Raw genomic sequence first — 10,082 nt, forward strand, 5'->3', positions numbered from 1 at the left:
GCCCGCCAAGGCTTGCCTGCGGCCGCTGGCGAGTGCGCGAAACTTGTCAAACAGCCATTCTCAAACCCGCTTTGACTGTCTGCGACTTACAATTGCGCGGGATTTTTAGCCACTGGATGAGGCTCTACCCACTTTGTCACTCTGGAAACTGCAAGCATGAAGCAAGCCACCCCGGCCCTTGCGGCCACCCTGATGCTCTCCACCCTGGCCATGGGCCACGCCCTGGCCGCCGAGTCCGGCTATAACATCTGGACCAACGAATACACCGTGTCCCGCCAGCAACTGCAAAGCGCCATCGCGCCACAATTTCCGCGCAAGCTGCGCTACATGGACATCTTCGACGTCACCCTGAGCAATCCGCGCCTGGGCATGTTGCCGGGCGAAAACCGCATGAACACCGTGGTCGATGCGCAGATTGCCAACCCGCTGCTGCTGCAGCGCCCGGTCAATGCGGTACTGACGCTGAGCAGCGCCTTCAAGTACGACCCGGCCACCCGCTCGCTGCGCCTGGACGCCCCCAAGGTGGACAAGGTCGACAGCACCGACCTGCCGCCGCAGTACGCGCAGCAGCTGACCGCGCTGGGCAACGCCGCTGCCAACCAGTTCCTGCGCGACTACGCGCTCTATACCTTCACGCCAGATCAGTTGCAGATGAATGGCAAACGCTTCGAACCCGGCAAGATCACCGTCGAAAAGGATGCGGTGAAGGTCGAGGTCAAGGAGCAATAAGCGCCCTGCCCGCACCTGCTCCCCTCGGCCTCAGGCCCGGCGCAGAGGCAAGAACGGGTAATCCGACAGGGTCAGCGTGAAGCCTTGCGCGCCCTGTGCATCCAGCACCGCATGGGCACCCAGCGGCAGCGTGACCAGGTCGCGCACATGTCCGAAGGGCAGCCCGGTGACGATGGGAGTGGCAATGCGCTGGCGCAGGAAGGCCAGCATCGCCGTGAAATCGTAGCCGTTGTCGATCTCGGCCAGCCGGTAACCGGAAAAATCACCCAGCACGACGGCCTGCTGGCGCGCCAGCACACCGGCTTGCTCCAGTTGCAGGATCATGCGTTCGACGCGGAAGGGATGTTCATTCACATCTTCCAGAAACAGAATGCCGCCGTCCATCCTGGGGAAGCGCGGATGGCCCACCATGTGCGCCACCATGGCCAGGTTGCCCCCCCATAGCCTGCCCTCGCAGCGCACTTCGGGGCTGAGCGGATCGGTACGGCGGTCGCCAATGGCGGGACGCTCGGGATCGCTCTCACCCTGGTAGTTGCGCACCACCACCTGCGGCGAAGTCAGGGTGCGCCAGAAGGTCGCCAGCGCCTGCCAGTTGGGGGCCAGGGCGCCGAAGTCGCCATTGAGCATCGGGCCCTGGAAGCCGGCGTGACCGCACTGGCCCAAGAGGACACACTGCAGCGCCGTGAAATCGCTGTAACCCACCAGCAGCTTGCCGCTGGCGGCCAGGGCCGGAATATCCAGCGCCGGCAGGATGCGGCTCATGCCGTAGGAACCGCGCAGCCCCAGGATCACGTCAATCTCCGGATCGGCGGCGGCCTCCATCAACTGCGCGGCGCGCTGTTCGTCGGTGGCGCCAAAGCGCTGGAAGCGCTGCGCGTGGTCATAGAAGTTGCGCACCCGGCAGCCCAGCGACTCCAGCAGGGCCACGCCACGCTGCACGCCCTCCGGGTCCAGCCCGGCATGGCCGCAGGGGGCCACGATGGCCACGCCGGTGCCAGCCGGCACCAGTCCGTCGAGAAGTTCGCGCCCTGCTGTCATGCTGCTCCACCTTGTTGTTCACCTTCAGCGGACGTCGACTGCAGGCGTTGTTGCTTCACTTGTTCGCGCCGCATGGCGAAGAATTCTTTCAATAACTGCCCGCATTCCTCGGCCATCACGCCACCCAGCAGCTCGGTGTGATGGTTCAGTTTTTCCTGCTCGAACAGGTTCATCACCGAACCGCAGGCCCCGGTCTTGGGATCGGCCGCGCCATACACCACCCGCGCCAGGCGCGCATGCATCATGGCGCCAGAGCACATGACACAGGGCTCCAGCGTCACGTACAGCTCGCAGCCGGGCAGCCGGTAGTTGCCCAGCTTTTCGGCGGCGCGGCGCAGGGCCATGATCTCGGCATGCGCCGTCGGATCATGCTTGCCGATGGGCTGGTTGAAGCCGGTCGCGATGACCACCCCATCCTTGACCACCACCGCGCCCACCGGTACCTCGCCCAGCGCCCAGGCGTTGTTGGCCTGGTCGAGCGCGGCGCGCATGTGGCGCAGGTCGGCTTCGGTTGCCGCCAATGGCGTCGGTGCTGTCGATGGCGTTGCCGCCTCGAGCGGAAGCGAAGCGTCCATCAGTCGGCCGTGATCTCGGCCCAGCAATTGGGCGTTTCGTGCAACACCAGCTTTTGCAGATGCAGGCCGGTGCCATAACGGTCCTTGTAGGCCGCCTTGAGGATGGCGAAGGCTTCACGGGCCAGGTTTTCCACGGTGGGGATGCTGCCGATGACCACCGTCTTGTGGCCCGGCAGGCTGGCCAGGAAGTCGCGCACCGGCGCGTCCTTGTCATAGACCAGGAAGGCATGGTCCCAGACATCGACCAGGTGTTCCTTGGCCAGGGATTTGATGTCGGAGAAGTCCATGATCATGCCGTTGTCGGAATTGCCCTCGATATCGATGACGGCGCCCGTCAGGGTGATTTCCAGCGTATAGCGGTGGCCGTGCAGGTTGCGGCACTGGCTCTTGTGGTCCGGGATACGGTGGCCGGCGTCGAATTCGAGTTTGCGGGTAATGGTCAGCATGAATGTTTCTTCAAGGAAGCCCGCCGCAGCTTGCGCGCAGCGGGCCGGGATGAGGTCATTGTAATCACGCGGCGCAGCGCCGCATGAAGAAAAAAGCAAAAATCGCTCAGGGAATATTGAGCAGCTTGTGGGTCTGGATGCTCAGCTTCCACTTGGGATTGTGCTTGACCATGTCGATGGCCATGCGGGTATTGGCGGCCGCCTGCGGGCCATCCATGGGCTGCAGCAGGAAGTGCTGGAAATCCAGCTTTTCATACTCCGCCAGCGGCTGGCCGGCCTGCGGCACCACCACCTTCAGCTCGCTGCCGCGCAGCACCTTCAGCTCGGCCCCCATCTTGGGGCTGACGCAGATCCAGTCCACCCCGTCCGGCACGGCAATGGTGCCGTTGGTCTCGATGGCGATTTCGAAGCCCACCGCATGCATGGCCTCGATCAGGGCGGGATCCAGCTGCAGCAGCGGTTCCCCACCGGTAAAGACCACGTACTTGCTGGGCGCATAGCTGGCCGGCCAGAGGCTGTCGATCATGGACGCCAGTTCGCCAGCGCTCTTGAACTTGCCGCCGTTCTCTCCATCGGTGCCGACGAAGTCGGTGTCGCAGAACTGGCAGATGGCGCGGCTGCGGTCTTCCTCGCGCCCGGTCCAGAGGTTGCAGCCGGAAAAACGGCAAAAGACGGCCGGACGACCGGCGTGCGCGCCCTCGCCTTGCAAGGTATAGAAGATTTCTTTGATGCTGTAGGTCACGATATCGGAGCGGGCGGGCCGCAGAAACTGGGCAGGCTGGCCGGGGCCGGCTGCCATGCTGACGCCTGGTTGGAGCGACATTTTTAACGGAGGCCCTCATTATAGCCGCTCCCCACCGGCCCGGACGCGTTTGCCGCCCCGCAAGCAGCTCAGGCCGTGCTCAGCGCCACCACCGGGTCCAGCCTCGCCGCCCGCCGCGCCGGCATGTAGCCGAACAGCAGCCCGGTCAGTACGGCGCAGCCGAAGGCCGCCAGCATGGCGGTCAGCGAAAAGATCAGCGGCACCCCGGCCGCCATCAGCGCCAGCCCCACCGCCACGCCCAGACCCACGCCGGCGGCACCGCCCACAAGCGTCACCAATACCGCCTCGGTGAGAAACTGGCGCAGGATGTCACGCTGCCTAGCACCGGTGGCCAGGCGGATGCCGATCTCACGGGTGCGCTCGCGCACCGTCATCAGCATCACGTTCATCACGCCGATGCCGCCCACCAGCAGCGAGACCGCCGCCACCAGCGACAGCATCATGGTCATGGTGTCGCGCGTGCTGGCTTCGGCGGCGATGGAGGCGGCGGCATTGCCGATGCTGAAGTCGCGGATGCCATGCCGCTCCAGCAGCAAGGCTTCCAGTTGCTGCTGGGTGTCCTGGATGCGACCGACATCGGCCACCGCCATGACCGTATAGGTCGGCTCGCGCTGGCCGAAGACCTTGGCCCCGGCCGTGGAAAAGGGCATGAGCAACAGGTTGTCTTCGTCACGGTCCCCGCTGAGGGCGCCCTTCTCGCTCATCACGCCGATCACCTGGAACGGCGAATTGCCGATCAACACCATCTGCCCCACCGGGTCCGGTACCTCCGGCATCAGCTCACGCGCAAGGCGGTGGCCCAGCACCGCTACCGAGGCCAGCTCCCGTTCGTCCTCGGCCGTGAAGAAGGCGCCCCGCGCCAGCGGCCAGGTCTGGATCTCGGGCAGGCCGGCGCCGGTGCCGCGTACATAGGTCTGGATATCCTGGTTGCCATGGCGCACCACCTTGTTGCCCGTCACATTGGGCAGGACATGGGTGATGTTGGGCAGGTCGGCCACCGCCTCCAGGTCTTGCAGGGTGATACTGCGCCCCGGGATGCGCGAACTCTCGCCGATGGCGGCCATGTACATCAGGTTGGAGCCGAAGCGCCCCAGTTGCGCCACCACCTGCTGGCGCGTGCCCAGGCCGATGGCCATCATCACGATCACCGAGGCCACGCCGATGACGATGCCCAGCAAGGTCAGCGCGGTGCGAAAGCGGTTGACCCACATCACCCGCCAGGCAGCCCGCGCCGCCTCGCGCAATTCGTCCCTCCAGCGGCGCACCGGTGGCTGGCTGGCGGCGGCCTCGCGGAGATCGGGCATGGCCTGTGCAGGTGCATCCGGGGCCGCGCCGCTGTCGCCGATGATGCTGCCATCACGGACCTCGATGACGCGTCTGGCCTGAGCGGCCACCTCACGATCATGGGTGATGAGGATGATGGTGTGGCCGGCGTCGGCCAGTTCATGGAACAACTGCATCACCTCGGCGCCGCTCTGGCTGTCCAGCGCCCCGGTGGGTTCATCGGCCAGGATGATGCGGCCGCCGTTCATCAGGGCGCGGGCGATCGACACCCGCTGCTGCTGGCCGCCGGAGAGCTGGTGCGGCCGGTTGTCCAGGCGCTGCGCCAGCCCCAGCCGCGCCAATAGCGCCGCCGCCCGTTGCCGTCGCTGCGGTTCGGGCAGGCCGGCGTAGATGGCCGGCAGTTCCACGTTTTCGCAGGCGGATTCGGTGGGGATGAGGTGATAGCCCTGGAAGACGAAGCCGAAGGCCTCGCGCCGCAGCCAGGCCAGGCGGTCGGCATCGAAGGCGGCGACATCGCTGCCATTGAATAGATACTGGCCAGCGCTGGGACGGTCCAGGCAACCGAGGATGTTCATCAAGGTGGACTTGCCCGAGCCGGAAGCACCCACGATGGCGACAAATTCACCCTGCCGTATCTGCAGGTCCACCCCGCGCAGCACCTGTACCGCAGGGCTGCCATCCTGGCCGCCATAGTCCTTGCGCAGGTCGCGCAGTTCAATCAGGGCAGCGGCGGTCGCGGTCGCCATCACAGCTGGAACCTCGGCAGACCGCGCCGGCCCGGTTTCTCTGCAATGACGATCTGTTCACCTTCCTGCACACCCTGCTGCACTTCTACGCTGATCCGGTTGCGTACGCCCGCCCGCAGTTCGCGCTCCTCGATGCGCCCATCGGGTAGCCGTATCCGTGCCAGCAGGCGCTCCTTGTCCTTGCGCACGGCGGCCAACGGTACCACCAGCACGTCGCGTGCCGCCGCCACGACGAAGTGGACCTGTGCGGTCATCTGCGGCATCAGGGCGCCATCGCGGTTGTCGACGTCGAACAGGGCCATGTAGACCACCACCTTGTTGCTGGAGGGCGCCAGTGCGCTGTCCAGGCTCTTGCCCTCGCCGCTCGGCGCTGGCAGCACCTGGCGCACCTGCGCTTGCCAGCGTCGCTGGTCGCCTCCGAGGGTCGAGAAATAGACCGGCATGCCGGCCCGCACCTTGCGCACTTCCGCTTCGGACACCTCAGTCCACACCGTCATCACGGACAGGTCCGCAATGCGCAGGATGGCGGGCGTCTGGTAGGTGGCATTGAGGGTCTGGCCTTCGCGGGCCTCGACGTTGACCACCGTGCCATCCATGGGCGCGTAGATGCGGGTATAGCCCAGCCGCACTTCGTCGGCCTGCACCGTGGCGGCGTTCTGCGTGATCTGGGCCTGGATGTGGGCCACGCGGGCGGCGGCCTGGGCCAACGCGGCTTCGGCGATATCGACGTCCTCGGTACGGGTGGCGCCACCGGCGTCCAGCGCGCGCTGGCGCTGGGCCTGGCGCAGTGTCAAGGCATGCTGGGCCTGCTGCTCGGCCAGTTGCGCACGCAGCCCGCTGAGGGCGGCGCGTCCGGCGTCGACCGTCGCCTTTTGCACGCTGGGATCGATCTCGACCAGCAACTGGCCCTTCTTGACCGTATCGCCGGGCTGCACATGCAGGTGCTGGATCTGCCCGGACACCTGCGCGCCGACATCGACGAAACGCCGTGGCTGCAGCTTGCCTACCGCCACCACGCTGGCTTCCACATCGCCCCGCATCACCGCGACCGTATCGTATTCCGGCCCCGCCTGCCCCCACGACCAGGCCAACACGCCCAGCACCGCTGCCAGTGATGCCAGTGCGGCCAGCGTCATGCCCGCGCCCCATCCACGTCTTGACTTGCCCCTGCTCACCCGATCTCCTTGCTTGCCGCAAAAAAGCCGGACCGGCCAATGGCGCGATCCGGCAAGCCTTGCTCTCAGAACTCCACGCGCGCGTTCAGGCTCAGGGTGCGCGGTGCACCGGCGAAGATGTAGCTGTCGCCGTTGTAGACCCAGTAGCGGCGGTCGGCCAGGTTCTGTACCTGGGCATTGAAGGTGACGTCCTTGCCGCTCAGGCGGGTGCGATAGACGGCGCCGACGTCCATGACGGTGTAGGCGCTCAACTCACGCTGGGGGGCGCCGGTGTCGAGCTTGGAGCGGCCGACATGGCGCAGGCCGCCGTTCACGCTGAGGCCAGCCACACCCGCGACGCGGTACCGCACACCGGCGGTGGCCTGCATGCGCGGCGCACCCACGACCTGCTTGCCGGCCAGGTCGGCGGAATCGCTCTGGTACTTGGCGTCCAGCCACATGAGGCCACCCTCCAGGTTCAGCGCCGGGGTGAGCGCATAGCGGCCGGACAGGTCCAGGCCCTGGTAGCGGGTCTCGCCATCCTGGACCAGCGTATTGGCCGCGTTGACATACTCCGCCGCCCGCTGCATGCGGAACACCGCCGCCGTGGCGCTCCAGTTGGCCTGCTCGACCTTCACGCCAGCCTCGATCTGCTTGCTCTTCAGGGGCGGCATGACCTCGCCGGCATTGGCCGTGGTCTCGCCAGCCGTGCCACCGCGCTCCAGCGCTTCGACATAGCTGACATAGGTGGTCAGGCCGGCCAGGGGCTTGAACATCAGCGCCACCGTGGGCGTGACCGGGGAGCGCTGGTAGGTCGTCGTCTGCACGCCGACCCGGTTGTAACCCCGCTGGTCGAAGCGGGTGTAGCGCAGCCCGCCGATGAGCGACCACTGCTCGCCCAGGCTCAGGGTATCGCTGGCGAAGAGTGCGTTCTGCACGATCTCCGAACCCCTGTATTGGGAATGGCCGGCGTTGCTGATGCCGCCCACGCTCAAGCGCGAATCGCTGTAGATGTTGCCGCTGCCCAGAGCAGTGCTGGTCGAGGCGCGGTCGGAGAGCACCTCGTATTGCTGACGGCTGGCGCCGAAGACCAGTTGGTGACCGATCGCACCGGTCTTGAGCTTGCCCTCCAGCATGGCCTGCAGCTGCTGATACTGGAAACTGTAGAGCCCGCCATAGACCTGCGTGGTGGTATTACCCAGCGCATCGTTGATGCTGATGTCGCCGTAGACGTAATCCACGTCTTCACGGGCGTAGCGATAGTTGAAGCTGGATTTCCAGTCCGGGTTGAGCTGCCATTCCAGGCCGGTGCTCACCACGATGTTTTCATTGCTGAAATAGGCGCCTTCAGGTTGCTGGCGGGTGCGCGGATCGATGGCGGTCGGCAGGTCCAGGCCGCTGGCCAGGCTCATGCCCCAGAAGGCGTTGCCGTTGGACTTGCGACGGGCATAGACAGTATCGAAACTGAGCTTGAGGTCCTGGGTCAGCCTGAGGTCGGTGGCCAGCGAGGCCACGGTGCGGTCCAGCGAGCCGCCCTTGAAGTAGGTACCGCCCTGCTCCTGGACCAGGTTGATCCGGTAGCCCAGGCGCTGGTCGTCGCCGGCGCGACCGCCCATGTCGATGTGCTTGGAGAACAGCGAACCGGTCTTGTAACCGACATCGACGGCAAACAGATTCTCGTCGGTGGGCCGCTTGAGCACGTAGTTCATGATCCCGCCCGGCGAGCCGAAGCCATACATGAAGCCCGACAGCCCCTTGAGCAGCTCCACGCGCTCGAACACTTCCATGGGCAACAGGTCGTTGCCCCAGCCCGGCAGGGCCAGGCCATCCATCTTGAAACCGTTGGTGTCATCGATGCCCAGGCCGCGCACCAGCAGCGAGGACCCGCGCCCGTATTCGCCGCTGGCCGAGGTCACCGACGGATCGTAGCGAAAGGCCTGCTCGACGGTGGTGACCTGGCGCTCCTGGATGTCGTCCTTGTCCACCACGGTGATGGAAAACGGCGTCTCCAGCAGCGAGCGCGATCCCAGCGCGCCACTGCTGGCCGGACGCTGCAGGCCGGCCCCCGGATCGACGGCGCTGGTGGCCACCACGGTCAGGGCCGGCAGGCTGGAGGACTGCGCCGGCAACTTGCGTACGTGGATGCTGCCATCCTCGCGTTGATCCGCCACCAGGCCACTTCCGGACAGCAACTGTTCCAGCGCGCGGCTCACCGACAGATTGCCTTCCACGGCGGGTGCCTGCCTGCCGCGCAGCAATGCCGGATCGACCACCAGCAGGCGACGCGCACTGGCAGCCAGGCGGTTCAGGGACTGGTCCAGCGGACCGGCGGGAATGGACAATGGCAGGCTCTGCTCGGCCGCCACCGGTGTGGCCGCACTGGCCGGCATGACCAGCGCGACACCGGCCAGCAGCAGGCTACCGGCCATCAGGACATGGGCGGTGGTGGACAGCGCCCTGAGCGGACGGGTTGCACCGGTGGTGCCGCGGGCGCGATGGGTGGTGGCGGTAGAACGAAGCGACTGATGGCGCATTATTGTTATCCTCGTTAGCGATGAAAAGTGAAGGTCTTCATCTGCTTTACGAACGAGAATCCAAAAGTGCTATGGCTGGCCCGATTTTTTCTGCACGGCAGCGACCACCCGGGTCCAGTAGCGCGTGTGACGCTGGATGCGGATGGGGAAGGCATGCTCCAGCGCCGCCAGCACGCGGTCGGTATCTTCCAGCGGGAAGACGCCATTGACCGGGATCTGCGCCACCGCATCATCAACCTGCAACAGGCCCGGCCGATAACGCCCCAGCTCGGCCAGCAGATCGCCCAGGGGCCGCTCGCGGGCGATCAGCATGCCCTGGGTCCAGGCCTGTGCATTCGGATCGAGCGCAGCGACCGCGCCCACGGTGACATCGTCGAAAACCGCCTGCTGCCCCTGCCCGACCAGCGCGCTCCCCACGGCGTTGCGTGCCGGGGTGATGCGGACGGCACCCGCCATCACCTCGACCCGACTGCGGCCGGCCTGGCGCCATCCGGGCGATGCTTCCTGGCGCACTACGAAGCGTGTCCCCAAAGCCTGCACCCGCCCCTGGGCCGTATCCACNTAAAAAGGCTGCTCGGCCCAAGCTGCCAGGTGGGCGGTCTCGACCATGATGGCACCGCGTCGCAGCACCAGCCGCCGCAGCCCATCGGCGAAGCGGATATCGACAGCGCTATCGCTGTCGAGCACAAGTCTGCTGCCATCGGGCAGCAACATCTCGCGCCGTTCACCGATGGCACTGCGCTGATCGGCGGT

At 66.1% G+C, this 10,082-nt stretch carries 9 protein-coding genes; 1 reads left to right on the forward strand and 8 read right to left on the reverse strand.

What is annotated here, in order from left to right; genetic code table 11:
* Window positions 1-156 precede the first annotated feature (156 nt).
* Window positions 157-729 (forward strand): DUF1439 domain-containing protein, encoded by a 573-nt coding sequence (locus HFRIS_RS17785; RefSeq protein WP_006712652.1) that lies wholly within the window; start codon window positions 157-159, stop codon window positions 727-729.
* Window positions 730-759: 30 nt separating this feature from the next.
* On the opposite strand, the gene ldcA is transcribed toward HFRIS_RS17785, so the two are convergent.
* The 8 genes from ldcA to HFRIS_RS17825 form a co-directional block, all read right to left on the reverse strand.
* Window positions 760-1,767, reverse strand: coding sequence for a muramoyltetrapeptide carboxypeptidase (gene ldcA, locus HFRIS_RS17790; RefSeq protein WP_006712653.1), 1,008 nt, complete (start codon window positions 1,765-1,767; stop codon window positions 760-762).
* A complete protein-coding gene (gene tadA / locus HFRIS_RS17795; protein ID WP_338033758.1) occupies window positions 1,764-2,342 on the reverse strand; it encodes a tRNA adenosine(34) deaminase TadA in 579 nt (192 codons plus the stop codon). Before tadA ends, ldcA begins: the two co-directional genes overlap by 4 nt.
* A complete protein-coding gene (queD, locus tag HFRIS_RS17800) occupies window positions 2,342-2,788 on the reverse strand; it encodes a 6-carboxytetrahydropterin synthase QueD (RefSeq protein WP_006712655.1) in 447 nt (148 codons plus the stop codon). Before queD ends, tadA begins: the two co-directional genes overlap by 1 nt.
* Window positions 2,789-2,894: 106 nt before the next feature.
* Window positions 2,895-3,530, reverse strand: a complete 636-nt coding sequence (gene queE, locus HFRIS_RS17805) for a 7-carboxy-7-deazaguanine synthase (protein ID WP_006712656.1) — start codon at window positions 3,528-3,530, stop codon at window positions 2,895-2,897.
* A gap of 149 nt (window positions 3,531-3,679) precedes the next feature.
* Window positions 3,680-5,641 carry a MacB family efflux pump subunit gene (locus tag HFRIS_RS17810; RefSeq protein ID WP_006712657.1) on the reverse strand — a complete coding sequence of 654 codons (1,962 nt, stop codon included), beginning with the start codon at window positions 5,639-5,641 and terminating at the stop codon, window positions 3,680-3,682.
* Window positions 5,641-6,777, reverse strand: a complete 1,137-nt coding sequence (locus HFRIS_RS17815; protein WP_006712658.1) for an efflux RND transporter periplasmic adaptor subunit — start codon at window positions 6,775-6,777, stop codon at window positions 5,641-5,643. The genes HFRIS_RS17810 and HFRIS_RS17815 overlap by 1 nt, the downstream gene beginning before the upstream one ends.
* Before the next feature lie 104 nt (window positions 6,778-6,881).
* Window positions 6,882-9,329: a TonB-dependent siderophore receptor gene (locus HFRIS_RS17820; protein ID WP_006712659.1), complete on the reverse strand. Its 2,448-nt coding sequence runs from the start codon at window positions 9,327-9,329 to the stop codon at window positions 6,882-6,884.
* 69 nt (window positions 9,330-9,398) lie between these two features.
* Window positions 9,399-10,061: a FecR domain-containing protein gene (locus tag HFRIS_RS17825; protein ID WP_477190165.1), complete on the reverse strand. Its 663-nt coding sequence runs from the start codon at window positions 10,059-10,061 to the stop codon at window positions 9,399-9,401.
* Between the last annotated feature and the right edge of the window lie 21 nt (window positions 10,062-10,082).

Source organism: Herbaspirillum frisingense GSF30 (assembly GCF_000300975.2).
Taxonomy (GTDB): domain Bacteria; phylum Pseudomonadota; class Gammaproteobacteria; order Burkholderiales; family Burkholderiaceae_D; genus Herbaspirillum; species Herbaspirillum frisingense.